This window comes from Pseudoalteromonas sp. A3, from assembly GCF_025942345.1.
GTDB lineage: Bacteria > Pseudomonadota > Gammaproteobacteria > Enterobacterales > Alteromonadaceae > Pseudoalteromonas > Pseudoalteromonas atlantica.
Window position 1 is genome coordinate 359,458 of record NZ_JAPCKL010000003.1, and the last position, 23,231, is coordinate 382,688.

General features: G+C 42.6%; 24 protein-coding genes and 1 riboswitch. Of the genes, 9 read left to right on the plus strand and 15 right to left on the minus strand.

The annotated features are described in order from the left end of the window. Nucleotides 1–10 precede the first annotated feature (10 nt). From OIZ54_RS07735 to OIZ54_RS07745, 3 genes are read left to right on the plus strand one after another with little or no spacing between them, the layout of a single operon-like run. Nucleotides 11–709 (plus strand): ABC transporter ATP-binding protein, encoded by a 699-nt coding sequence (locus tag OIZ54_RS07735; protein ID WP_264390096.1) that lies wholly within the window; start codon nt 11–13, stop codon nt 707–709. Continuing rightward, nucleotides 706–2,046 carry an ABC transporter permease gene (locus tag OIZ54_RS07740; protein ID WP_264390097.1) on the plus strand — a complete coding sequence of 447 codons (1,341 nt, stop codon included), beginning with the start codon at nt 706–708 and terminating at the stop codon, nt 2,044–2,046. The genes OIZ54_RS07735 and OIZ54_RS07740 overlap by 4 nt, the downstream gene beginning before the upstream one ends. 13 nt (nt 2,047–2,059) lie before the next feature. Further along, nucleotides 2,060–2,560: a DUF3299 domain-containing protein gene (locus OIZ54_RS07745; protein WP_004589066.1), complete on the plus strand. Its 501-nt coding sequence runs from the start codon at nt 2,060–2,062 to the stop codon at nt 2,558–2,560. Between the two features lie 5 nt (nt 2,561–2,565). Here OIZ54_RS07745 and mutM read toward each other — a convergent pair whose 3' ends face one another. After that, nucleotides 2,566–3,375 carry a bifunctional DNA-formamidopyrimidine glycosylase/DNA-(apurinic or apyrimidinic site) lyase gene (gene mutM / locus OIZ54_RS07750; protein ID WP_024033345.1) on the minus strand — a complete coding sequence of 270 codons (810 nt, stop codon included), beginning with the start codon at nt 3,373–3,375 and terminating at the stop codon, nt 2,566–2,568. Further along, the gene (locus OIZ54_RS07755) at nt 3,375–3,890 is read right to left on the minus strand and encodes a hypothetical protein (RefSeq protein ID WP_004589064.1); all 516 of its coding nucleotides are present in this window, start codon (nt 3,888–3,890) and stop codon (nt 3,375–3,377) included. Before OIZ54_RS07755 ends, mutM begins: the two co-directional genes overlap by 1 nt. A gap of 118 nt (nt 3,891–4,008) precedes the next feature. On the opposite strand from OIZ54_RS07755, the gene OIZ54_RS07760 reads away from it, so the two are divergent. After that, nucleotides 4,009–4,935, plus strand: coding sequence for a manganese-dependent inorganic pyrophosphatase (locus tag OIZ54_RS07760; protein ID WP_264390098.1), 927 nt, complete (start codon nt 4,009–4,011; stop codon nt 4,933–4,935). A gap of 256 nt (nt 4,936–5,191) precedes the next feature. On the opposite strand, the gene OIZ54_RS07765 is transcribed toward OIZ54_RS07760, so the two are convergent. The 8 genes from OIZ54_RS07765 to OIZ54_RS07800 form a co-directional block, all read right to left on the minus strand. Next, nucleotides 5,192–5,941, minus strand: coding sequence for a HesA/MoeB/ThiF family protein (locus OIZ54_RS07765; protein WP_264390099.1), 750 nt, complete (start codon nt 5,939–5,941; stop codon nt 5,192–5,194). Beyond that, on the minus strand, nt 5,934–7,460 hold the full coding sequence (gene thiE, locus OIZ54_RS07770; RefSeq protein ID WP_264390100.1) for a thiamine phosphate synthase: 1,527 nt from the start codon (nt 7,458–7,460) through the stop codon (nt 5,934–5,936). The genes OIZ54_RS07765 and thiE overlap by 8 nt, the downstream gene beginning before the upstream one ends. A gap of 13 nt (nt 7,461–7,473) precedes the next feature. Then, nucleotides 7,474–8,265 (minus strand): thiazole synthase, encoded by a 792-nt coding sequence (locus OIZ54_RS07775; RefSeq protein ID WP_264390101.1) that lies wholly within the window; start codon nt 8,263–8,265, stop codon nt 7,474–7,476. Between the two features lie 4 nt (nt 8,266–8,269). Further along, nucleotides 8,270–8,464 (minus strand): sulfur carrier protein ThiS, encoded by a 195-nt coding sequence (thiS, locus tag OIZ54_RS07780; RefSeq protein WP_096739084.1) that lies wholly within the window; start codon nt 8,462–8,464, stop codon nt 8,270–8,272. A gap of 7 nt (nt 8,465–8,471) precedes the next feature. Next, nucleotides 8,472–9,473, minus strand: a complete 1,002-nt coding sequence (locus OIZ54_RS07785; protein ID WP_055252896.1) for an FAD-dependent oxidoreductase — start codon at nt 9,471–9,473, stop codon at nt 8,472–8,474. Between the two features lie 55 nt (nt 9,474–9,528). After that, nucleotides 9,529–11,481 carry a phosphomethylpyrimidine synthase ThiC gene (thiC, locus tag OIZ54_RS07790; protein ID WP_264390102.1) on the minus strand — a complete coding sequence of 651 codons (1,953 nt, stop codon included), beginning with the start codon at nt 11,479–11,481 and terminating at the stop codon, nt 9,529–9,531. 143 nt (nt 11,482–11,624) lie between these two features. Further along, nucleotides 11,625–11,730: riboswitch (TPP riboswitch) on the minus strand. Nucleotides 11,731–11,824: 94 nt separating this feature from the next. Beyond that, nucleotides 11,825–12,223 carry an META domain-containing protein gene (locus tag OIZ54_RS07795; protein ID WP_004589048.1) on the minus strand — a complete coding sequence of 133 codons (399 nt, stop codon included), beginning with the start codon at nt 12,221–12,223 and terminating at the stop codon, nt 11,825–11,827. Nucleotides 12,224–12,530: 307 nt separating this feature from the next. Further along, complete coding sequence (locus OIZ54_RS07800) at nt 12,531–12,944, minus strand: acyl-CoA thioesterase (RefSeq protein ID WP_248444157.1); 414 nt, start codon at nt 12,942–12,944, stop codon at nt 12,531–12,533. A gap of 83 nt (nt 12,945–13,027) precedes the next feature. On the opposite strand from OIZ54_RS07800, the gene OIZ54_RS07805 reads away from it, so the two are divergent. Then, nucleotides 13,028–15,145: a TonB-dependent receptor gene (locus tag OIZ54_RS07805; protein WP_264390103.1), complete on the plus strand. Its 2,118-nt coding sequence runs from the start codon at nt 13,028–13,030 to the stop codon at nt 15,143–15,145. Nucleotides 15,146–15,991: 846 nt separating this feature from the next. Here the strand turns inward: OIZ54_RS07805 and epmA are convergent. Next, the gene (epmA, locus tag OIZ54_RS07810) at nt 15,992–16,966 is read right to left on the minus strand and encodes an elongation factor P--(R)-beta-lysine ligase (protein WP_096041146.1); all 975 of its coding nucleotides are present in this window, start codon (nt 16,964–16,966) and stop codon (nt 15,992–15,994) included. A gap of 56 nt (nt 16,967–17,022) precedes the next feature. Next, the gene (efp, locus tag OIZ54_RS07815) at nt 17,023–17,589 is read right to left on the minus strand and encodes an elongation factor P (protein WP_004587956.1); all 567 of its coding nucleotides are present in this window, start codon (nt 17,587–17,589) and stop codon (nt 17,023–17,025) included. 41 nt (nt 17,590–17,630) lie between these two features. Here efp and epmB point away from each other — a divergent pair, with 41 nt between their 5' ends. Next, nucleotides 17,631–18,644 (plus strand): EF-P beta-lysylation protein EpmB, encoded by a 1,014-nt coding sequence (gene epmB / locus OIZ54_RS07820; RefSeq protein WP_029773264.1) that lies wholly within the window; start codon nt 17,631–17,633, stop codon nt 18,642–18,644. Here the strand turns inward: epmB and OIZ54_RS07825 are convergent. Further along, the gene (locus OIZ54_RS07825) at nt 18,641–18,850 is read right to left on the minus strand and encodes a hypothetical protein (protein ID WP_024031488.1); all 210 of its coding nucleotides are present in this window, start codon (nt 18,848–18,850) and stop codon (nt 18,641–18,643) included. The genes epmB and OIZ54_RS07825 overlap by 4 nt on opposite strands. Before the next feature lie 82 nt (nt 18,851–18,932). Between OIZ54_RS07825 and OIZ54_RS07830 the strand changes: the two genes are divergently transcribed. Next, nucleotides 18,933–19,223, plus strand: coding sequence for a hypothetical protein (locus OIZ54_RS07830; protein WP_004587953.1), 291 nt, complete (start codon nt 18,933–18,935; stop codon nt 19,221–19,223). A gap of 589 nt (nt 19,224–19,812) precedes the next feature. Here OIZ54_RS07830 and OIZ54_RS07835 read toward each other — a convergent pair. Beyond that, nucleotides 19,813–20,304 carry a DUF3016 domain-containing protein gene (locus OIZ54_RS07835; protein ID WP_248444166.1) on the minus strand — a complete coding sequence of 164 codons (492 nt, stop codon included), beginning with the start codon at nt 20,302–20,304 and terminating at the stop codon, nt 19,813–19,815. A 187-nt stretch (nt 20,305–20,491) separates the two neighbouring features. On the opposite strand from OIZ54_RS07835, the gene galE reads away from it, so the two are divergent. Further along, nucleotides 20,492–21,508 (plus strand): UDP-glucose 4-epimerase GalE, encoded by a 1,017-nt coding sequence (galE, locus tag OIZ54_RS07840; RefSeq protein WP_064386952.1) that lies wholly within the window; start codon nt 20,492–20,494, stop codon nt 21,506–21,508. Nucleotides 21,509–22,005: 497 nt separating this feature from the next. Continuing rightward, a complete protein-coding gene (rsuA, locus tag OIZ54_RS07845; RefSeq protein ID WP_264390104.1) occupies nt 22,006–22,704 on the plus strand; it encodes a 16S rRNA pseudouridine(516) synthase RsuA in 699 nt (232 codons plus the stop codon). An 89-nt stretch (nt 22,705–22,793) separates the two neighbouring features. Here the strand turns inward: rsuA and OIZ54_RS07850 are convergent, their stop codons facing one another. After that, entirely contained in the window at nt 22,794–23,147 is a 354-nt protein-coding gene (locus OIZ54_RS07850; protein ID WP_024032429.1) for a four helix bundle protein, read from the minus strand. Nucleotides 23,148–23,231 lie beyond the last annotated feature (84 nt).

Here is a 23,231-nt window from a genome sequence, read left to right on the forward strand (position 1 = left end):
ACCACACTGTATGATTGAGCTTGATAATGTAACCTTTAAATGGCATAAAAATGATGCCAAGCCTACGCTAAATATTCCAACCCTTAGGGTTGATAAAGGCGAGCATATTTTTTTACATGGTCCCAGCGGCGTCGGTAAATCAACCCTGCTTGCGCTATTGGCAGGTATAAACACACCAAGTAGTGGCAACATACGTATTTTAAATCGCGATTTAAATACACTTAGCAATACGCAAAGAGACGTATTTAGAGCGGAGAATATTGGCTATATTTTTCAAAACTTTAATTTATTACCGTATTTAACACCCATTGAGAATGTCACGCTTGGCTGTGAATTTTCAAAAAGTAGAAAACAAAAAGCCTTACAGCAAACAACAGAGTCCAAGCCAAGCTTACAAAAAGAAGCGATACGCTTATTAACAGCATTAGGCTTAAGTGAGTCTTATCATAGTAAAGATGTTGCCTCGCTCAGTATTGGTCAGCAACAGCGGGTTGCCGCCGCTCGCGCATTTATTGGCAGCCCAGAGATTATAATTGCTGATGAGCCTACCTCGGCACTCGATACCGCAAATAGAGAAAGCTTTATAAAGCTGTTATTCGAACAGGCTAAGCGCGCCAACAGTACGTTAGTTTTTGTAAGCCATGACGAAACATTAAAACCGCTATTTAATCGTGCAATTAGCCTAGTTAGCTTACAGGAGCAGTTATGATCCTGACTAAGTTAGCTTATAAAAGTTTGCTAAATCGCCGAGCAAGTGTACTGCTCACATTGTTTACCATTGCTATTAGCGTGATGCTTTTACTAAGTATTGAGCGAATTCGCGTGGATGCAAAAACCAGCTTTAGTAATACCATCTCTGGGACAGACCTAATTGTAGGCGCCCGCACCGGCGATATTCAATTACTGCTTTCCTCTGTATTTAGAATAGGTTACGCAAATAATGGGGTGAGCTGGCAAAGTTATCAGTACATCGCAGCTCAGCGTGGTGTTAAATGGAGCATTCCTATTAGTTTAGGCGACAGCCACAAAGGCCAAGCTGTACTAGGTACAAGCCGCGATTACTTTACCCACTATCGCTTTGGTAAAAAGCAAACGTTAAGTTTTCAACAAGGCCACGCGTTTGAGCATTTAAACCAGGTGGTACTTGGCAGCGATGTAGCGAGCCGTTTAGGGTATACACTAGGTGATAACGTAGTAATCTCACACGGCATGGGTAATACGAGCTTTCATCATCATAAAGACAACCCGTTTACTGTTATCGGTATTTTAAACGCCACTGGCACGCCAGTAGATAAAACCTTACACATACCTCTAGCAGCTATTGATTTAATACATGGTGGTTCACATTCTGCGAATAATGAGCACGATGAGCACGATGAGCACGATGAGCACGATGAGCACGATGAGCACGATGAGCACGATGAGCACGATGAGCACGATGAGCACGATGAGCACGATGAGCACGATGAGCATAACAACCTAATCGGTGAGCCAAGCCAAATTACTGCGTTTTTAATGGGATTCGACTCGCCTTTATACACATTGCAAATTAGGCGTAATATCAACCAATACAAAAAAGAGCCACTTCTGGCCATTATGCCCACAGTGACCTTAAAAGAGCTGTGGCAAATGCTCGCCATTGTCGAAAAAGTACTCTTACTGTTTTCAGGCGTTGTTATATTAGTCAGTTTATTGGGCATGTTGACCACACTACTGGCCAATTTAAATCAACGCCGAAGAGAGCTTGCTATATTGCGCTCAGTCGGCGCACGGCCATGGCAGCTATTTACACTAATAAGCATGGAATCGTTATTTACAACATTATTAGGCTGCCTAGTTGGCTGTGGTTTGTATTATGGCGTTATGCTTATCAGTAGCAGCTATTTGCAAAGCCATGCAGGCATAAGCGTTAATATTGCCATGCTCTCTTACTATGAACTCACTTTAATAGGCGTTATTATGGCCGCTGGGTTTATAATTGGCTTAATACCAGCTACCCGCGCTTACTTTTATTCGCTTAGCGATGGTATGAGTATAAAAACTTAACTTTAGGAATTTCATGATACTTTTTAAATCCGCGCTTTATTACTGCACGCTAGTAAGCTGCCTACTTATTAGCTTTGTCAGTAGTGCAAACCCGCCGAAAGAAATTTTTTGGGAAGACTTAATCCCGCAAGGGCATGTACAAATAGATACCCAAGCACAGGCTAACCACGAAGGCAGTGAACAAAACTGGGTGCAGCCAGAGTTAGATGCTCCTGTGGTTGAAGCATTAAATGGTCAATCAGTGAGCTTACCGGGGTTTGTTGTCCCACTTGAAGGCGACAGTGAAGTCATTACTGAGTTTTTGCTTGTGCCATACTTTGGCGCGTGTATTCACGTACCGCCCCCGCCTCCAAATCAAATCGTTCATGTAACAGTAAAAGGCGGCGTCCCCATTGAGAGCCTGTATGATGCGATTGTTGTTACCGGCGTTATCAGTACCGAAACCTGGTCTGGTGAAATAGCCCAAGTGGGCTATAAAATGAAAGCCGTCGGTGTGGCACCGTTTGAGCTATAACACGGCTATTTTTGGCAGTGCTTACAAAACACCGTACTGCGCTGCCCTAGTCTAATTTCTTCAAGTGGCGTTTTACACGTTACGCACGCCTCTCCTTTTCGTCCGTACACTAACAACTGTTGTGCAAAATAACCTGGTTTGCCATCACTTTGGGCAAAGTCTTTAAGGGTTGTACCGCCTTGTGTTATTGCCGCTGCTAGAGTGTCTTTAATAATAGGGATCAGGGTTTGATATCGCTTTAACGATACTTTGCCTGCTTCGCGTTTTGGGTGTATTCCCGCCTTAAATAACGACTCATTGGCATAAATATTACCTACGCCCACCACCACCGCGTTATCCATAATAAATTGCTTCACGGGGACTTTTTTATTTCGCGATTGCTCGTATACACGCTTTGCAAAAAAATCATCCGTAAGCGGCTCAGGGCCAAGTTTTGAGAGTAACTTATGAACATCCCCTGGTGCTTGCCATAAACAGCAACCAAACCGGCGAGGGTCGTTTAATCGCAGCGCCTTGTCATTACTAAGAACAAACTCAACATGATCATGCTTTTTAAGCGGCTCGCGTTTATCCACAACGCGCAAATTACCCGACATTCCCAAATGTAAAATAGCACTCCCTAATTCGCAGTGCAGCAATAAATACTTTGCACGGCGCTCAATTCGCTCTACCTTCAACCCTTCTAACTGATAAACATCATCGGGCACAGGCCATCGCATGCTGGCATTATAAATATTTACCTTCGTCACTACCTGGTTTTCTACATGCGGGGTGATCCCCAGTCTACTTACTTCTACCTCTGGTAATTCAGGCATTAATGCAACTCACTTTTTGAAAAATCAACACTTGGAAATAACTGCTTTGCAGTCGCTAAATCAAGCCCCATCACGCGCTGGCTATTTTTTTCCAACAAATAATACTTACCGTTACCTTTGTACAGTAAATAAACCCAAGGTAAGCGCTCACCAGCCAACTCAAAGGTGGCCACATACAATGGTGAGTTTGGATTAAATACAACAGACTCATTTACCTGCATCAACGCAGCCGTTTGCCAATGGTTAATTAGCTCAGCTAATTGCTGCTGTGATGCATCCCACCTCACGGGCGTATTTTCTTTTAATGCGGTTGTACGCCAACTTGTACCAATACGTTCAATTTTCTGATCAACAAAGCTCAGTGTTAACACAAAACTTTGTAATGGCAGTACCGGTTGTAATGTAGGCTCGTCTTCGCCCCCTAAAAACTGCTTATGCCAGCCATTTAAAAAGAAGATCATAATCAACATCGAAAAAATAATAACGTTGTTCCAACCTTTGCGGCCCAGTCGCATATTTATACACCCAGTAAATTCAAGATTTTAAAGTGTAACTAAAACTTAATTGCACTGTCTATATGTTAAAGGCCACAGACTTTGGTAGAATATCGGCAAATTTAAAGGAGTTCCGTCAATGTCTATGTATGTAGTGGGCCATAAAATCCCAGATTCAGATTCTATTTGTGGTGCAATTGCACTTGCTTATTTAAAAAACCAAATCGATGAGCCAGCAATACCAACACGCCTTGGTGAAGTGTCACCAGAAACTCAATTTATCCTAGATAAATTTGGCTTCGAAGCACCTGAGCTTAAATTAAGCTACGCTGGCGAAGATGTATATATTGTTGACCACACAGAAAAAACACAAGCACCAGATGATATCGACCAAGCACGTGTTGTTGGCGTAGTCGATCACCATAAACTAGGCGATTTAACGTCATCTACACCGCTTGAGTGTTGGATCCGTCCGGTAGGCTGTTCAAACACCATTATTAAAATGATGTATGACTTCTACAACGTAGAAATCCCTAAAGATATTGCTGGCATCATGCTATGTGCAATTTTAAGCGATACCGTTATTTTTAAATCGCCGACCTGTACAACGGCTGATATTAAATGTGTAGAAGCACTAGCAGAAATTGCCGGCATTGAAGACTATAAAGAACTAGGCATGGACATGTTCCGTGTTAAGTCAGCTGTTGAAGACACCCCTGTGCGTGACTTAGTAATGCGTGACTTCAAAGACTTCAACATGAACGGTCACCTAGTGGGCATTGGCCAGCTAGAGGTTATTGACCTTGCAGTGTTTGACGAAATTAAAGCAGACTTAGAAGCCGATATTGCTAAGCTAAAAATTGAAGGCAACCGCCACTCAGTATTTTTACTGCTTACCGACATCATGAAAGAAGGCTCACAAATGCTGATCGCTTCAGATGATGCAAACCTTGTAGAGCAAGCTTACGGTGAAAAGCCGAGCGAAGACAAAGTATGGCTAGATGGCGTATTAAGCCGTAAAAAGCAAGTAGTGCCACCACTACAAGACGTGTTTGCCAAGCTGTAAGCTGTAAGTAAAAATAAATATTAAGCACCGCGTTTACCATAAACGCGGTGCTTTTTTATTGGTAGGCGTGAAGCTTGCTCACGCAAAAAAGAAAAAGCGTAAATAGATTTTATATCAACGCGCCAGCAAGCAAGGCGCCTATAGATTAATTAAACTACGATGCTAATTTTAGCTGTCGACAAAGAGCTTGCTTACGTTAGAAGCGCAGCTTCTGATGGCTTAACCCCGAGTTTAGCCCCGCGAATTACCGCATACTTTATTCACCGCACTCTTTGCAGTTTATATCTTTAATCATTTTAAATTGCTGTTGCTTTAAGCTCAGCGCATCAAAGCTGATAAACACACTACCTTCAACATGCCCTAATAGCATATTAAGCGTAAGCTGTGCCTGCATAGAGCCTATAATTCCTAACAGTGGGCTTATTACACCTACATTACTACAATTTACAGCGGGTGCGGCGTCACTTTTTGCAAAAACACAGCCATAACATGGGCTACTGTTTTGCCTAAAATCAAAGCCCATAAGTTGCCCACGACTTGCAATCGCGGCACCTGCAATTAAAGGCAACTTATGAGTAAAGCAATAACGGTTAACACTGTAACGTGCTGCAAAATTATCAGAGCAATCAAGTACTATGTCGGCATTTTTTAAAAGCTCCCCTGCGTTGTTATCATCGAGCTTTTTACAATGCGTCACTATTTCTATTTGATTATTAAGGCTTGTTAATACTTTGCCAGCAGCGGTAACCTTGTTTTGCCCTAAGTGATTAACTTTAAAAAGCACTTGGCGCTGCAAGTTAGAAAGCTCAACCGCATCATCATCTATTAAAATAAGTTTACCAATACCTGCCGCAGCTAAATACAAAAGTGCAGGGCTACCTAGCCCGCCAACTCCCACTACTGCAACGGTGGCTGCTTTAAGTGCTAACTGACCTTCTAGGCCCACTTCTTTTAATAATAAGTGGCGACTATAACGCAGGGTTTCTTTATCGCTAAGCTTATTCATTAGGCTGGTTTATAGCACTTTGTAGCGCACTAATTGCAGCAATATAATCATCCGCTTCACTAATCGCTCGTACAACCGCAACACTGCCTACTCCTGTATTTGCAACCTCGCTTGCGCGGGTTAAATCTATGCCCCCAATGGCAACTGTTGGGTAGTTTTGCATTAATGGCACACACTTTTTAAGTTTATCGAGACCTTGTATTTGGCCGCTCATATCTTTGGTTGTGGTTGGGTAAATAGCACCAAATGCCATATAACTTGGTCGGTAGTTGTGCGCACGTAACATTTCGTAAAAACCGTGGGTAGAAAGCCCAAGCCTTAAACCTGCTTCTTTAATCGCGGCTAAATTAGCGGTTTCTAAATCTTCTTGGCCTAAGTGTACGCCGTAGGCACCGTGCTTTATTGCCAACTGCCAGTAGTCGTTTATAAATACGTGAGCGTGGTACTTTTTACCCAGCTCTACGGCCTGCTTAATTAACTCATCAAGCTCAAGGTTGGTTTTATTTTTAACGCGAAGCTGCGCCGTAGTAATACCTTGCTGCAAACATTTATCTAGCCAATCTAGGCTATCGACCACAGCATACAAGCCCAGCTTTTTGCTCTCACAAGGTGCAAAATCAGCCGCCATATTAAATTCCAGCGGCACATCAAAATCAAGCTCATCACCAAGCCAGCTACCAGGCTCAATTACTTGCGGGTAGTCATCTAACTGTGTAGGAAAAGCAGTATGTGCAACAGGGCCTATTCCTTCGCCGTATCTAACCGACTGCTTTAAGCCCTGATTTATATAGGCTTTAGCTAAAATAAAAGCATCTTTTAGGGGGTAGTCTTTTGCTAAACACGCGGCAATAACCGAGGCCATGCTACAACCTGTACCATGGCTATGAGGGCTTTGAATTTTTTTATTACCAAGCCAATACTCTTCGCCGTTTTGTGTGCAGTAATCAATACAATAACCTGTTGGGTAATCCCAGTGCCCGCCTTTAATAACAACCGCTTTTGCGCCCCAACTTAATAGCTTTTTAGCAGCGTCTTTCACGGCGCTTGGGCCAATTAAATATACGCCTGTTAATAATTGCGTTTCGTGCGTGTTAGGCGTTATTACATCCACCAGCGGCATTAAGCATTCTTTAATGGCACTTACGGTATCTTCCTCTGTTAATACATCACCACTTGAAGCAATTGCAACGGGGTCGTAAACAATCACAGGCGGTACAGGCCATTTTGCCTTATAATGCGCTATATGCTCGCTTATTAATTGAATTTGCTGCACATTAGCCAGCATGCCAATTTTAATTACTTTGGCTTTCATATCGCTTTCGAGTGCGAGTAATTGCGATTCAATAATATCGGTAGATACCGCGTTAATGGCCTCTACACCTAAGCTATTTTGCGCCGTAAGCGCGGTAATTGCAGTACAACCATGCACGCCAAAACTTTGCATTGCTTTTATATCGGCTTGAATTCCTGCGCCACCACCTGAGTCTGAGCCTGCAATTGTCCACACTAAATTATTCATACTCTTTATTTCCTTACTGCTGATGCCAAAACGGCATACCCATTGTAGGGGTTGAGGGGGCTGCTAAGTCTTTTTCAGGCATTGCTTTGGCATTATACGCAAAGCGCCCAGCCTCTACCGCGGCTTTAAATGCACGGCTCATCGTAATTGGGCAGCCAGCCCCTGCTATCGCTGAATTTAATAATACCGCATCATACCCTAATTCAAGCGCTTGGCAGGCATGCGAAGGCAAACCAAGCCCTGCATCTACAATTAATGTTGTGTTTGGTAAGCGCTCACGAATTGTTTTTAAATTATAACTATTTAAAAGCCCCTTGCCGGTGCCAATAGGCGCGCCCCAAGGCATAAGCACCTCACACCCTAGCTCGTTTAAACGCTGGCAAAGCACTAAATCATCAGTGCAATAAGGCAATACTTTAAAGCCATCATTAATTAATATTTTTGTGGCTTCTAACAATGCGAATGGGTCGGGTTGTAAGTTGTAGTCATCACCTATTAGTTCAAGCTTAATCCAATCGGTTGCAAATACTTCACGGCACATTTCAGCAAGTGTTACGGCTTCTTTTACACTGTGGCACCCTGCGGTATTAGGCAGTATTTTAAGGCCTGTGTTTTTTATAAGCTGCCAAAAGTCATCCCCTGCGGCAGCGCTTTGCTGGCGCCTTAATGACACCGTTACTATTTGCGCACCACAGGCTTTTATAGACTCTTCCATCACCGCTGGAGAGGGATAAAGCGCCGAGCCTATTAATAAACGGCTATTTAGTTGCTCGCCATAAATAGTTAAGCAATCGTTACCTTGCATAATGCTACCCACCTTGAATAGGCGATAACAATTCAATGCTATCCCCTTCGTTAATTGTGGTGCTGGCATGCAAACTTTGTGGAATAAATTCGCCATTTAGTGCCACCGCGAATGGAGGCTTTGCACCAAAATTTTGTAATACATCAACAAGCATTGCGCTTTTAATAGTTAGCAGCTCACCATTAATTGTTATAGTCATTTATTACTCACCCTATTTGAGATAACGCATCAGCCACTAAGGCGGGCCCTAACATGTAGCCATGACGATATAAGCCATTAATGCTAATTACGTTACCTGTTTTTAAAACCGCAGGGCGGTTATCGCTAAATGCGGGGCGTAACCCGCTTTGAATATTTAACAGCCGTGCTTCGGCAAACCCGCTGTGCACAGTGTAAGCCGCCGAAAGTAGTTCAAGCGTGGAGCGTACTGTTGCAGGGCCACTATCATCAGACTCTATTTCAGTTGCACCAATTACATACTCATTATTAGGTTTTGGCGCTATATAAATTGGGTAGCGCGGGTGCATTAAGCGCACAGGCCGCGTTAAATTAACCTCAGGTGCATGTAATCTAGCCACCTCACCGCGAACCCCTCTAAGGGGTTTATCGCCTTTAGCACCTAAGCCACGACAATCAATAATGTAATCAAACGCGCGGTTATTCACCTCGCCGTTTTGAATGCTAACGCGTTGGTTAAAAACAAACTTAACCTTACGTTTATTAAGCATGGTAAAGCTTGCTTTATAAAAGGCCTGGTTATCTATTTGCCCTTCGCAGGGTAAAAACACCCCTTGATTAAAACGATTAGCTAATTCGGGTTCTAACTGTGTTATTTGCTGAGCATTTAACGCCTGCGCGCTGTGCCCTGCTATAGGCTTAATACGCTGGCTAAAGCTTTGTAAGTCACCTTTATCTTGCTGGTGCGCCACGACCAGCGTGCCTTTTTGCTGATAAAAAACCTCGCCTTCAAGCTCGCTCACTATCTCTGGCCAGCGCTTGAGTGAATTTAGCCCCATGATGGCTAAATCCGTTTCACATAATACCGACTCAGCAAGCGGAGCAAGCATTGCCGCAGCCACTTTACCGGCACTATTTTGTGTGTGTTCGTCACTGGCTTCAAACACTGTTACATGATGCGACTTACTAAGCTCGAGGGCAGCTAAGCGCCCTGCTAAACCAAACCCCACAACAGCAATGTTGTAAAACATAAAACCTCCTTTTAATAAAAGGCTAGCAGCCATAAGCCGCTAACCTGTTATTGGCTTATATTGCTTTGTGGTAAATTTCTGAGCCCGTTTGTTTAAACTCTTCAGATTTCGCTTTCATTTGCGCTTCTACATCAACCATTTTGATCTCAATTGCATCACCAACATTGTTAGGATCGATCCCGCGTGATTCGAGATCTTTGGCGTAATCGCGTACCTCTTGGGTAATTTTCATTGAGCAAAATTTAGGGCCACACATAGAGCAAAAGTGCGCTACTTTGCCAGACTCTTGCGGTAGGGTTTCGTCGTGATATTCACGGGCACGTTCTGGGTCTAAACCAATGTTAAATTGGTCGTGCCATCTAAATTCAAAGCGCGCTTTAGATAACGCATTATCGCGCTCTTGAGCGCCGGGGTGGCCTTTGGCTAAGTCGGCCGCATGCGCTGCAATTTTGTAGGTAATTAGGCCCTCTTTTACATCTTCTTTATTGGGCAAACCTAAATGCTCTTTTGGTGTTACATAACACAGCATGGCACAGCCGTACCACGCTATTTGTGCAGCGCCTATACCCGATGTTATATGGTCGTACCCTGGTGCTATATCGGTCGTTAATGGGCCTAATGTGTAAAAAGGCGCTTCGCCACAATGCTCTAATTGTTCATCCATATTGGCTTTAATCATATGCATTGGCACATGGCCTGGGCCTTCAATAAATACTTGTACATCGTGTTTCCACGCAATTTTTGTAAGCTCCCCTAACGTACGTAGCTCACTAAATTGTGCTTCGTCGTTGGCATCAGCAATCGAGCCTGGACGAAGGCCATCTCCGAGCGAAAAACACACATCGTATTGTTTTAAAATTTCGCAAATATCTTCAAAGTGCGTATATAAAAAGTTTTCTTTATGGTGCGCTAAACACCACTTAGCCATAATTGAGCCACCCCGCGATACAATACCGGTTACTCGCTTTGCCGTCATTGGCACGTAACGCAGTAATACGCCGGCATGAATAGTAAAGTAATCAACACCCTGCTCGGCTTGTTCAATTAACGTATCGCGAAATATCTCCCACGTTAAATCCTCGGCCACTCCGTTTACTTTTTCTAGCGCCTGATAAATTGGTACGGTGCCAATGGGCACAGGCGAGTTGCGTACTACCCATTCACGGGTTTCGTGAATGTAACGCCCAGTTGATAAATCCATTACGGTATCGGCACCCCAGCGGGTAGACCACACCATTTTTTCTACTTCTTCTTCGATTGATGAGCTTACCGATGAATTACCAATATTAGCGTTCACTTTAACTAAAAAGTTACGGCCAACTATCATGGGCTCGGTTTCGGGGTGGTTAATATTATTTGGTAAAATAGCGCGACCGCGGGCTATTTCGTCGCGTACAAATTCAGGGGTAATAAAATCGGGAATACTCGCCCCAAACGATTCGCCTTTATGCTGTGCTGCTAGCAGCTCTTCTCTAATTTGTGCACGACCCATGTTTTCGCGTATGGCTACGTATTCCATTTCAGGGGTAATAATGCCTTGGCGAGCATAATGCATTTGCGTCACGTTTTTGCCCGCTTTACCACGGCGAATTTTAGGTAAATGATCAAAGCGAATATGATCAAGGCCGTCATCGGCCATACGTTGCTGAGCAAATTGCGAAGTGACTGAGTCGAGCACTTCGGTGTCGTTGCGCTCTTTTATCCACTGCTCACGAAATTTAGGTAATCCCTTACGTACGTCTAATTCAAAGTTAGGGTCGGTATACGGGCCTGATGTATCGTAAACACGCAGTGGATCGTTTGGCTCATACACAGGGTTTTGCTCATCGCCACCAATAAACGTATCGCTTAATGTAATTTCGCGCATACCCACGCGTACACCGCTTTGACTGCCCTCAACATACACTTTTTGTGAGCTTGGAAATTGCTGACCCGTTAAATTATAAATGTAATCTGACGCTGCAGCGCGCGTTTCTCGACGTGTAGATTTATTTGTAGTGTTTGACATGACTTACCTCATTGCTAAAGGGTTGTCTTGTCAGATATTCCATAAGGAATAGAGAAAGATCGTAAAGCAGTGGTTACGCTGCTTTGCGGCCTAAAATGGCTAGTTATTTTGTTGTGCGCATAAAAAAAGACGCACAAGCGTCCCATTTTAGGCAGCTTGTTCCCTACGCAGGTTTTAACCTGATCAGGTTCACGGATCCCGCTTTCGCGATCTCAGCCTTAATTATTTAAGGCACTCCGACAAGTAAAATTATGTTCGTTGATTTGCTATTTTTATCAAATCAGCGTTGAGTGTACGCCAGTTAAAAATTGCCCGCAAGGGGCAGTTTTAAATACTCATGCCACTACTTTGCAATAAATAAAAAAGTTTGATCGCCCTGCATAACTAACTGTGAGCCTTGCATGGTAAGCGTTGCACCTTCTCGTAGCGCTTGTAAAAACTGCTGCTCTAGCTCATCAACGTCTGCTCCGCACGACTTACGCGTCATGCCAAGTTTATTAACGCTAATACTGCTGTCTTTAAGCTCGCCTTCACCAAAAAACTTATTACATCCTGCAAACCCGTTTACTTGCAACGCTTCAATAAAGCTCATTGATGCACTGTACGAGGCCGGCACAGCTAAACCATCAACCTTTGATAGTTGCCATTGTGTGTACTTTAGCTGCTCAGTGGTCACCGTCCCTGTGGCTGTACAACCAATACATAAACCGATTAAAAGCATCGGTAGTGCTGCTAATTTCATGCTATTTCTAACTAAATATTTAATTACCGTAATAGTAACAATTTTTATGCGGTTTATCCGTTAAAAATGCATGTTTTAAATGTAAATTTTTGTTCTATGATAGTTTAGAGAGTGTTGAACTTTGCAGATTAAAACGTTTTCCAGTAAGGGGGCTTTAATCGCCTTGCTTGATTTGTAACTTAGTGGGCTCGATAACAGCACCTACGCTGCTCGCTATTTACGATAAACAACTCCACTACCTAGGCGCTGCTATAAAACAGACTAGGTTAAGGTTAAATTTAATCCCAAAGGTCACAGCCCCTAAAAATTATACTGGATAATCTTGGGTGTAATTTTTAAATAAATTATCTATTTCGGGAGGTAAAAAAGGGCGGCCTTTTTCATTAACCGAGGTGCCTATAACCTTGGCTTGTAGCATTACTTTGTTGTCGTGTTTACGCACTAAGGTTTGCTTAAACGCAAACTTTATACGGCTTATACGCTCAGGTTCAACTGCTATATAAAATTCATCATCTGGTACAAGCGAATGTTTATAATCAACCTCACTGCGTATCACCACTAAATTAACTTTTTGCTTTGCTAGTAGTGCAAAATCAACCCCATTTACAAACAAAAACTCATGGCGAGCATGCTCTAAATAATTAAAGTACACACTGTTATTTACAATTCCTTGTAGGTCACATTCGTAATGGCGCACTTTAAAATCAACTTTAAAGGTCATATTAGTAATCCTGATTATTTAACGTATAATCGCTGCGTTATAACACAAGTATTAAAATAATTGCTACCATACGAGTCCCCAAAATGGAGTTAAGTAACCTAATGAACTTACGTTTGTCTTTAATTACTGCGGCGTTATTACCGCTAATTAGTACACCACTTATAGCAAACGCTGATGACAGCGACCTAGAACGAATTGTTGTTACAGGCGACTTTCAACGTGAAAGCATTCAAACATTAAGCGCTAGCGCTAGCCTATTTAGCAAAGATGAAATTAATCAACGTGGTGCAAGTTACTTAGACGAAATGCTAGGTAGTACAGCCAACGTAAACTTTACATCTGGTGCCTCTCGTGGTCGTTATATTCAAATTCGTGGAGTGGGACTTCGTTCACAATTTGTAGATCCAATTAACCCATCGGTTGGCTTAGTTATTGACGGAATTAACTACTCGGGTTTAGGTGGCAGCTCATTATTATTTGATATAGACCAGGTAGAAATTTACCGCGGCCCACAAGGCACTCGCTTTGGTGCAGACGGCATGGCCGGTATGATCCAAATGGAATCAGCTCAGGCAACTGCCGATCCGAGCTTAAAATTACAAGTGGGTATGGGTACTTATAACTCGCGCGAAGCAGGCCTTGCAGCAAGTACTGGATTAACCGACGACACAAGTGCCCGCGTCAGCTACTTTCGCAGAAAATCAGACGGCTACGTAGATAACCTATATTTAAACGACGAAACTCAACAACAAGATGAGCAAGTAGCCCGCTTTAAATTAAACAGCCAACTTACTGAGCATTTAAACACAGAGTTAAACCTGCACTACATAGATATAAACAACGGCTACGATGCGTTCACGCTTGATAACAGCCGTAATAGTGTAGCCGACGAGCCAGGCCAAGATAATCAACAAAGCTACGCCATTGGTATTAATAATACCTACACAGGCTTTAATGCCTTTGATGTAAGCTTAAACCTTTCAGCCATTGATACAGAGCTACTTTACAGCTTTGATGAAGACTGGGTATGTAACGATGCAAGCGAGCCACAATTATGTGCAGCTGGCCTACACCCTTGGGGTTATAGCTCAACCGATGTGTACACGCGTGATCGCGATGATCAATCGGCTAATTTACAATTTAATTCTAAAACAGGTAACTGGGTTGCCGGTGTTTACTATCAAAACCGCGACGTAGATTTAGAGCGCGAATACACATGGCTTGCAAGTCCATTTGCATCAACCTACGAAACCAGTAACGTAGCTGTTTACGGCCAAGTAGCCACACCTATAGGCCCTAAAACCACGCTCATTACCGGTTTACGTGTAGAGCAATACCAAGGTGATTACACCGACAGCAACGGCTTTATTGAAGAGACTGACGACGTAATGGTAGGCGGTAAAATAGCACTTGAATACCAAGTGATTGATCGTACTATGATCTACACCAGCATTACCCGTGGTTATAAAGCTGGCGGTATTAATTCAGAAGCATTAGCCAAAGCTAAAGATGAAGGCTTAAACCTAGATGCTGATTTTTTCCAGCAGCATACAAGCTTTGACCCAGAATACCTTTGGAGCAGCGAGTTTGGCGTTAAGGGTTCATCGCTTGATGATAAATTTACTCTTCGTTTAGCAGCATTTTATATGCACCGCGACAACATTCAGTTAAAAGCATGGCAAGTAGAAGGTCAGCAATTTACAGGCTACGTTGATAACGCAAGCTCTGGTAGCAACTACGGGCTAGAAGTTGAAGGTAGTTACCAACTTACCGAAGACTTATTCTTAACAGGTAGTGCGGGTTACTTAAACACAGAAATTGACGACTTTGTAACGCAATCTGGCTTAAATCAAGACGGTCGTGAGCAAGCGCAATCACCTAAATACCAATACGCATTTAGCGCACGTTACAACTTTACTAATGAGCTGTACGGTATGATTGGTGTTGAAGGTAAGGACGATTACTACTTCTCCGATAGCCATAATTCAAAAGCACCCAGCAGCAATTTAGTAAACCTAAGTTTAGGCTACGAAGCCGACATGTGGGCAGTGCGCGCATGGGCACGTAACGTATTTGACGAAACAGTACCAACCCGCGGCTTTGAGTTTGGTAACGACCCACTTGATGGCTACGCTACACACACCTACGTGCAATTAGGTGAGCCAAGAGTAGCGGGTATAACGTTTACGTTAGAGCTGTAAGCTTTAAGCTGTAAGCTGTAAGCTGTAAGCTGTAAGCTGTAAGCTGTAAGCTGTAAGAAAAAATAAATATTAAGCACCGCGTTTACAATAAACGCGGTGCTTTTTTATTGGTAGGCGTGAAGCTTGCTCACGCAAAAAGAAAAAGCGTAAATAGATTTTATATCAACGTGCTAGCAAGCAAGGCGTTTACAATTAATTATTACTTCTTCACTACTGCATGTTTTCTGTGGTGATAAAATTTCTTTAGTTTTTACTTAAAAGAACAATTTTGACCACCGAGGGCGCAGCGCGCTACACTGAGACGTTGTTTGCTCTTCTCCTTCACTTCTCCGTGTTCTCTGTGGTGATAATAATTTCTTAATTACTGATGCACTAGAACAAAACGCTTTTACCACCGAGAACACCGAGGCACTGCCACTACACTGAGAAACACACAAATAGCAGCGAGTTTATCTCGCGTCTGGCATTTAATACAAAATACGCGGCATAAAGCCGCGACTACAACATGACCCTCTAAAGCGCAGCGCCTCCTAACCTCTTTGTGAAGAAATAACTTAACCCCTATTGCACAAAGAGAATAAAAAGAGGAGTAAATGAGAAAACATACAAGTAGCAGCGAGTTTACCTCGCGTCTGGGTTTATTGTTTTAACGCGGTATAAATACCAAATGCGCCTACATTAAAAACACAATGTCGTAGGCGTGAAGCTTGCTCACGCAAAACTGCAAATACTCAATATGCGGCATACGAATACAACATGACCCTCTATAGCGCAGCGCCTCCTAACCTCTTTGTGAATTAATGCTTTAAATTTTTTGGGTGGATAACCACGCCTACAGGTAAAGCATCACGCCCTATCTACATCAAACGCGATGACTTCTTTTATTGTATCTTTAGCGGTGGCTAGCATAACTAACCTGTCTATACCCATAGCAACGCCTGCGCATTGCGGTAAGCCGTGCTCAAGTGCGGCGATTAAGCGGGTATCCATAGGCACGTGGTTTAGCCCATTGGCAGCGCGATAGGCGTTATCTTCATCAAAGCGCTTTGCCTGCTCTTTAGCATTAGTTAGCTCATTAAAGCCGTTCGCTAATTCCATATTTTTATAATAAAGCTCAAAGCGCCCTGCTACGCGGTTATCGTGCTCACAAATTTGTGCCAATGCCGCTTGCGATGCCGGAAAGTGATACACAAAACACGGTTTAGTTTGCCCAATAGTTGGCTCTACTTTCATACAAAATAACAGCTGCAGCAAGGTATCTTTATTGGTCTCGTTTTCGGCTATATCGGCAAAGCCGTGATCGCAGGCAAGTGTTTGCAATTGTCTAAGCGTAGCTGTTAATGGGTCAAGCGCTAACACTTGCTCAAATGCTTGTTGGTAAGTCAGTCGCTCTGCAGGCTCTACATTTAAAATGAGCTGCATTAGCTCATCCATTTCATCCATTAATGCAAACTCATCAAACCCAGGGCGATACCACTCAAGCATAGTAAATTCGGGGTTATGATGGCGCCCCGCTTCTTCGTTTCTAAATGCCTTACAAAGCTGAAATATGGGCCCAGAGCCTGCTGCTAGCAAACGCTTCATTGCAAATTCAGGCGATGTTTGTAAATAAAGTGGCAAGCCACCCGCGTGGCCTGGGCCTACAAACTGTGTATTAAAACTTGCTAAATGCACATCGGTTACACTGGCACTGCTTAAGCTCGGTGTTTCTACTTCCATTACATTACGCGTATAAAAAAACTCACGAATTATTCTCAGTATGGCTGCACGCTGCTTAAGGGTGTTTATGCTTGCACTAGGTGCCCAAGGTGTTGCTGACATATTTTCTCCAAAAAAAATCCCAGCTTAAGCCGGGATTTTATAAACCGTACTCAAGCTTACTTAACACGGCCTACGTATTCACCGCTACGGGTGTCTACTTTAATTACTTCACCAATTTGTACGAATAATGGAACGCGTACTACTGCACCAGTGCTAAGCGTTGCAGGTTTACCGCCTGTGCCCGCTGTATCGCCTTTAAGACCAGGATCAGTTTCAGTGATCTCAAGCTCAACAAAGTTAGGTGGAGTAACCGCGATTGGGCTACCGTTCCATAATGTAATAGTACATACATCGTTTTCAACTAACCATTTAACGGCATCGCCAAGTGCTTTTTCGTCAGCGGCAATTTGTTCAAATGTTTCGTTGTTCATGAAATGCCAAAACTCACCGTCTGTGTATAGGTACGCTAAGTCGGTATCCATTACATCGGCGCCTTCAACTGATTCACCCGATTTAAAGGTTTTTTCAAGCACCTTACCAGAGATAAGTTTGCGGATACGAACACGGTTAAACGCTTGGCCTTTACCAGGTTTTACCATTTCATTTTCTAAAATACTGCAAGGTTCGCCGTCCATCATAATTTTTAGGCCGCCCTTGAACTCGTTGGTGCTATAATTCGCCATCGTTTCCTCTATTTAATTTTTTTCGAGTAATCTACGTGCCAATGATACAAAGAAATGAAGCAAATTTGCATAAAAACTGGCAAAAAGAATTAGCAAATGTAGTTACCTGCCCAAAAACCTTGCTTGAAATGGTCGGTTTATCGAGCCAAGCCCATGAAAACGACCTAAAAGCCCGCAGTTTATTTCCGGTACGCGTGCCAGTCCCTTTTATAAAAAAAATACGCAAGGGCGATGCAAACGACCCCTTATTGCTACAAGTTATGCCACGCCATCAAGAGTTTTTAACCAAAACAGGTTTTAATAAAGACCCTTTACTAGAGCAAGACAACGAACAGCCTGGGCTTTTACATAAGTATAAATCCCGTGTTTTAATTATGTTTAAAACTGGCTGTGCAGTAAATTGCCGTTACTGCTTTAGACGCCACTTCCCGTATCAAGAAAACCAGCTTAATAAAAAAAGCCTGCTTGATGCGCTGAGCTATATAAAATCAGATGCCAACATAAACGAAGTGATTTTAAGTGGTGGCGACCCACTTATGGCCAAAGACGATGCCATTAGCTGGTTTTTAGATGAGCTTGAGCAATTACCTCAAATTAAACGCATGCGAATACACAGCCGTTTACCCGTTGTAATACCTGCGCGAATTACCGATGAGCTGTGCGCGAGGCTAAAGCAATCACCGCTAAAAATTATATTTATTAACCATATAAATCATGCCAACGAAATAGACGACGAGTTTAAAGCCGCCATGCAAAAGCTAAAGCAAGCAGGCGTAACGTTATTAAACCAGGCAGTTATTTTAAAAGAGGTGAACGACACCGTTGAGGCACAAATAAATTTAAGTGAGGCGTTATTTGATGCCGACGTACTGCCATACTATTTATATTTGCTAGATAAGGTTGAAGGCGCAAGCCACTTTGATATAGAAGAGCCACAGGCAATAAAAATAATGGCAGAACTATTAAAAGCTCTGCCTGGATTTTTAGTGCCTAAATTAGTAAGAGAAATAGGCGGTCAAAAAAGCAAAACACCTATCGACCTTAAGTTAGTTTAAACGTATATATTCACATTGTTACCCAGTGTTGCAGTGACCGACTGAGCCGGTGATTGCGCACTTGTTGGCTGGGCAGCACCTTCAATTAGTGCAAGTGCTGCTGCGCCATCTGCTAATTGCTGCTTTTTAGACAAAGCAGCGGTATATACTTCACCACCTTGGCCAGAGCTAGACATAGCGGGTAGATTTCCACCTGATATATTCATCGTTATAAGCCTTAATCAACCTGACATTTAAATGTAATCCAAGTACTATATCGGCAATGCAGTACAAAGCTTTAGGAAAACCATGGATTCTATAATTGAACAACTCAACGCTAACTTAAAAATTGTTTATCGCCAAGCACTTGATGCCGACAAAAAACTAGATGAGCTACAGCAACAAGGCCACGGTAAATTTAAAGCCTTGTTCCCAGCTGATGCCGGATTTAGTTTTGAAGCTAAACGCTTTAAGCCATACGTACTTGATGTAGCAGCCGATGTAGAAAGCTTAAGCACAGATGGTTTTGATGAAGAAAAGCTTAAAACAACGGTTATTAAGCTACAACAGTTACTTACCCTGCTCGCTACGTTTAAGTAATAGCGGTAAGCAAGAATAAATATTAAGCACCGCGTTTGCAATTAACACGGTGCTTTTTATTAGTAGGCATGAAGCTTGCTCACGCAAAATATAAACATAATTTTCCGCCTCTAAAGCGACCCGCCTCTTAACCTTTCAGTGAATAAATAACTTAATATTTTGCACAAAGAGAAGTGAAAGAGGAATAAATGAGAAAACAAGACAAATACTTACTTTAAGCTTTTCTTTTCCTCTAAAGCGCAGCGTCTCTTAATCTTTTTGTGGATTAATTCTTTAATTTTTTGAAAAAGTGGAGTGCAAAGCTAGTAGCAGCGAGTTAACCTCGCGTCGGATATTTTGCATTAATAAATATACGCAGCATAAATTCCAAATCCACTAGCAAGCAATGCGCCTACAATAAATTTAACCTCGGAGCTTGTTTGGGTTGTAGACGTAGAGCTTGCTCACGTTAGAAGCGAAGCTTCTCATGGTTTTAAAATATAATAATAACCACTGCTTTTAAACGCCAGCAAGCTGCGCATCTACCAGGTGGTACTTAACACCTCTGTGATTTCAATCTAAGCAGTGAAGCCTACTCACGCAATACTACCTAATCTAAATTTGCTAAAATTTGCTCGCCAAACCATTCGGTTATTAAGCGTTTTTCATAAAAAAGCGGCTCGTCGCGACCCATTTTAATTTTATCCATAAAGCCCATGTCTTTAAGCTCTACATCGTCCTCTTCACTCACTACACTCCCTTTATTATCGCTTAGCGAGTAATTGAGCTTAATGCGCGGAAAATAAATAGGTTTTACTACGCGTATTTCATCCATGCCGCCATAGCGTACGTCCCCTGCTAAATCGATATCGGTTATTTCTAAATTTAGCTTGTAGCCTTTTGGCAATTGCTCAGCAAGTTTAGAAAAATGTTTTTCGAACTGAGTAGCAATTTGTTTGTGGTACGACGCTTTACCCTGGCTAGAAGCGCGCACATCGCGGTAGTCTTTAAAATCTTGCCACTTAACTACAGATTCTCCAGCGTGTGCAAATGCAGGTAATGTAATACACATTGCCATAGCGATTGTTTTAACTGAATTCATAGCATTCTCCAAAGGGGCAGTACTAATTATTTAGACTTAGCCCAGTAATAGACCATACAAGTTTAACACTAGTTTATTAACCATTACTTAATTAACCTATTTTAATACGCTTTTAAAATAAAGCATGTAAATACTAAGAATATATGATGAAATTAAGATAATTGAAAAAGGTATCCACGGAGCATTCATGGCAATTTTAGTAACAGGCGGCGCAGGCTACATAGGCTCACACACCGTTTTAGAACTTTTACAGCAAGGTAGCGAAGTTGTTGTTGTTGATAACTTAAGTAACGCATCAAAAGAGTCGCTTGCACGCGTAAAGCAAATCACAGGCAAAGAAGCCACGTTTTACCAAGGCGACATTCTTGATAAAGTTTTTTTAGATGCCATTTTTACAAGGCACACCATAGAGAGCGTTATTCATTTTGCTGGCTTAAAGTCGGTTGGTGAGTCGGTAGCTAAACCTGTTGAGTACTATCAAACAAACGTACAAGGTACGCTAACACTTGTAGATGCCATGCGTGATGCAGGCGTATTTAAATTAGTATTTAGCTCATCAGCCACAGTTTACGGCGACCCTGCAAGCTTACCAATTAAAGAAGACTTCCCGGTAGGTGGCACAACTAACCCGTACGGCACATCAAAACTGATGGTTGAGATGATGCTGCAAGATATTGCTAAATCAGATGAGCGTTTTGCATTTGCTATTTTGCGTTACTTTAACCCAGTGGGCGCACATGAGTCAGGCTTAATTGGCGAAGATCCAAATGGTATTCCTAATAACTTATTACCATTTATTGCCCAAGTTGCAGTAGGTAAATTAAAGCAGCTTGCTGTATTTGGTGATGACTACGACACCGTTGATGGCACTGGTGTACGCGACTATATTCACGTTGTAGATTTAGCGATGGGGCACTTAAAAGCGCTTGATAAAATTGCCAACAATACCGGTGCACTTGTATATAATCTTGGCACAGGCAATGGTTACTCTGTACTGCAAATGGTTAACGCCTTTATAAAAGCCAGCGGCCAAGACGTTCCTTATCAAGTATCGCCTCGTCGCCCTGGCGATATTGCTGCATGTTACGCAGCGCCAGAAAAAGCACTTAATGAGCTAGGCTGGGAAGCGGTGCGTGGAATAGATGCCATGATGGAAGACACATGGCGTTGGCAATCAAATAACCCTAATGGTTATAAAAGTTAATTAAACATACTTTTTAATTTTAGGTGTGAAGCTTGCTCACGCAAAACTGCTAATACTCAATACGCGGCATAAAGCCGCGACTACAACGTTACCCTCTAAAGCGCAGCCTCTCTTAATCTCTTTGTGAATAAATAACTAAACCCCCTATTGCACAAAGAGAAGAAAATGAGGAGTAAATGAGAAAACATATAAGTAGCAGCGAGTTTATCTCGCGTCTGGGTTTATTATTTTAACGCGGTATAAATACCAAATGCGCCAGCAAGCAAGGCGCCTACTTAAAAACACAATGTCGTAGGCGTGAAGCTTGCTCACGCAAAACTGCTAATACTCAATACGCGGCATAAAGCCGCGACTACAACGTTACCTTCTAAAGCACAGTTCACCCGCATCTATTTTTGCTTGGTAAAGCCTTAAAATTTGTGGGTAGTTTACTGTCATGGGGTTTCACTATCGGCTATAATCGCGCCCATTGTAGCCGACTAAAAATGTGAACTAAAATGAAATTCCCTTGCCGCTTAGATAAATTTATTAGCCACCTAGCAGAGCTGCCACGCTCAAAAGCACGCGCTGCAATTAAGCGTCAAGAAGCGCAAGTAAATGGTGAAGTTGTTACCGCGTTCGATTTTCAAATAACCCAGCAAGATGAAGTAACATTTGCTGGCGAGCCTATGGTGTTTTTAGGCAAGCGCTACTTTATGCTGCACAAACCTGTAGGCTACGTGTGTGCCAATGTAGATGAGCTACACCCTACGGTATTTGATTTGCTTGATGAGCCAAATATGGCCGACTTTCATGTAGCAGGTCGCCTTGATATAGATACTACTGGCTTAGTGCTTATTACCAACGATGGCGACTGGTCGCATCGTATAACCTCGCCCAAGCACAACAAATTAAAAACCTATTTAGTAGAAACCCAAGAGCCTATAACCGAAGACGCATTAGAACAACTACGCAACGGCGTACAACTTCACAACGAAAAAGATCTCACCCGCCCAGCTAAAGCAGAAGCACTTGCCACCTACAGCTTACGTTTATCAATCAGCGAAGGTAAATACCATCAAGTTAAACGCATGTTAGCCGCAGTAGGTAACAAAGTGGTAGAACTACACCGCGAGCAAATAGGGAATATTATACTAGACGAAAACTTAGCAGGTGGAGAGTATAGGGAGTTAAAAGAGGGAGAGGTAAAACTATAGAGCGGTCAGCGGTCAGCGGTCAGCGGTCAGCGGTCAGCGGTCAGCGGTCAGCGGTCAGCGGTCAGCGGTCAGCGGTCAGCGGTCAGCGGTCAGCGGTCAGCGGTCATTTTTAATGTTGCGATTAAACTAGTCAACATTTTTGAAAGCGCTACGGTTTCATCAAGCCACTTTCGACCAACGGACTTATCTATATAACAAATATCTATTCCAATATAAATTTGCGTTCTTGCTTCAGCTATTGATGAGCGAGCGATATCTAAAAACCTCACTTTTTCTTTATTGCTGTCTCTTGTCATTCCCTCGGCTATATTACTAGGAACAGACAAGCCAGAGCGCGTTAATTGATCTCTAAATCCGTAATCTTTTATAGTGCTAGTCGCTTTATAAATATCAGCACTTAAGCGAGCAGATCGTTTCCATACTTCCAAGTTTTCAAAGTTCATGGGCTAAATCCTAGCTATTTACTGTTAGCTTAGAAGTATTTCAAGAAATAGAAACCCTAAACGCAATTAAAGCCTAAAACTGAC

What these genes read in the sequence shown, in the direction of transcription:
- galE (WP_064386952.1), top strand. Translation starts at nt 20,492, where the DNA reads ATGGCAATTTTAGTAACAGGCGGCGCAGGCTACATAGGCTCACACACC.
- epmA (WP_096041146.1), bottom strand. Translation starts at nt 16,966, where the DNA reads ATGTCAGCAACACCTTGGGCACCTAGTGCAAGCATAAACACCCTTAAG.
- OIZ54_RS07740 (WP_264390097.1), top strand. Translation starts at nt 706, where the DNA reads ATGATCCTGACTAAGTTAGCTTATAAAAGTTTGCTAAATCGCCGAGCA.
- OIZ54_RS07835 (WP_248444166.1), bottom strand. Translation starts at nt 20,304, where the DNA reads ATGAATTCAGTTAAAACAATCGCTATGGCAATGTGTATTACATTACCT.
- OIZ54_RS07755 (WP_004589064.1), bottom strand. Translation starts at nt 3,890, where the DNA reads ATGCGACTGGGCCGCAAAGGTTGGAACAACGTTATTATTTTTTCGATG.
- OIZ54_RS07825 (WP_024031488.1), bottom strand. Translation starts at nt 18,850, where the DNA reads ATGAATATATCAGGTGGAAATCTACCCGCTATGTCTAGCTCTGGCCAA.
- OIZ54_RS07745 (WP_004589066.1), top strand. Translation starts at nt 2,060, where the DNA reads ATGATACTTTTTAAATCCGCGCTTTATTACTGCACGCTAGTAAGCTGC.
- thiC (WP_264390102.1), bottom strand. Translation starts at nt 11,481, where the DNA reads ATGTCAAACACTACAAATAAATCTACACGTCGAGAAACGCGCGCTGCA.
- OIZ54_RS07775 (WP_264390101.1), bottom strand. Translation starts at nt 8,265, where the DNA reads ATGCAAGGTAACGATTGCTTAACTATTTATGGCGAGCAACTAAATAGC.
- epmB (WP_029773264.1), top strand. Translation starts at nt 17,631, where the DNA reads ATGATACAAAGAAATGAAGCAAATTTGCATAAAAACTGGCAAAAAGAA.
- thiS (WP_096739084.1), bottom strand. Translation starts at nt 8,464, where the DNA reads ATGACTATAACAATTAATGGTGAGCTGCTAACTATTAAAAGCGCAATG.
- mutM (WP_024033345.1), bottom strand. Translation starts at nt 3,375, where the DNA reads ATGCCTGAATTACCAGAGGTAGAAGTAAGTAGACTGGGGATCACCCCG.
- OIZ54_RS07830 (WP_004587953.1), top strand. Translation starts at nt 18,933, where the DNA reads ATGGATTCTATAATTGAACAACTCAACGCTAACTTAAAAATTGTTTAT.
- efp (WP_004587956.1), bottom strand. Translation starts at nt 17,589, where the DNA reads ATGGCGAATTATAGCACCAACGAGTTCAAGGGCGGCCTAAAAATTATG.
- OIZ54_RS07765 (WP_264390099.1), bottom strand. Translation starts at nt 5,941, where the DNA reads ATGAATAAGCTTAGCGATAAAGAAACCCTGCGTTATAGTCGCCACTTA.
- OIZ54_RS07805 (WP_264390103.1), top strand. Translation starts at nt 13,028, where the DNA reads ATGGAGTTAAGTAACCTAATGAACTTACGTTTGTCTTTAATTACTGCG.
- OIZ54_RS07795 (WP_004589048.1), bottom strand. Translation starts at nt 12,223, where the DNA reads ATGAAATTAGCAGCACTACCGATGCTTTTAATCGGTTTATGTATTGGT.
- OIZ54_RS07735 (WP_264390096.1), top strand. Translation starts at nt 11, where the DNA reads ATGATTGAGCTTGATAATGTAACCTTTAAATGGCATAAAAATGATGCC.
- OIZ54_RS07760 (WP_264390098.1), top strand. Translation starts at nt 4,009, where the DNA reads ATGTCTATGTATGTAGTGGGCCATAAAATCCCAGATTCAGATTCTATT.
- OIZ54_RS07785 (WP_055252896.1), bottom strand. Translation starts at nt 9,473, where the DNA reads ATGTTTTACAACATTGCTGTTGTGGGGTTTGGTTTAGCAGGGCGCTTA.
- rsuA (WP_264390104.1), top strand. Translation starts at nt 22,006, where the DNA reads ATGAAATTCCCTTGCCGCTTAGATAAATTTATTAGCCACCTAGCAGAG.
- OIZ54_RS07800 (WP_248444157.1), bottom strand. Translation starts at nt 12,944, where the DNA reads ATGACCTTTAAAGTTGATTTTAAAGTGCGCCATTACGAATGTGACCTA.
- thiE (WP_264390100.1), bottom strand. Translation starts at nt 7,460, where the DNA reads ATGAATAATTTAGTGTGGACAATTGCAGGCTCAGACTCAGGTGGTGGC.
- OIZ54_RS07850 (WP_024032429.1), bottom strand. Translation starts at nt 23,147, where the DNA reads ATGAACTTTGAAAACTTGGAAGTATGGAAACGATCTGCTCGCTTAAGT.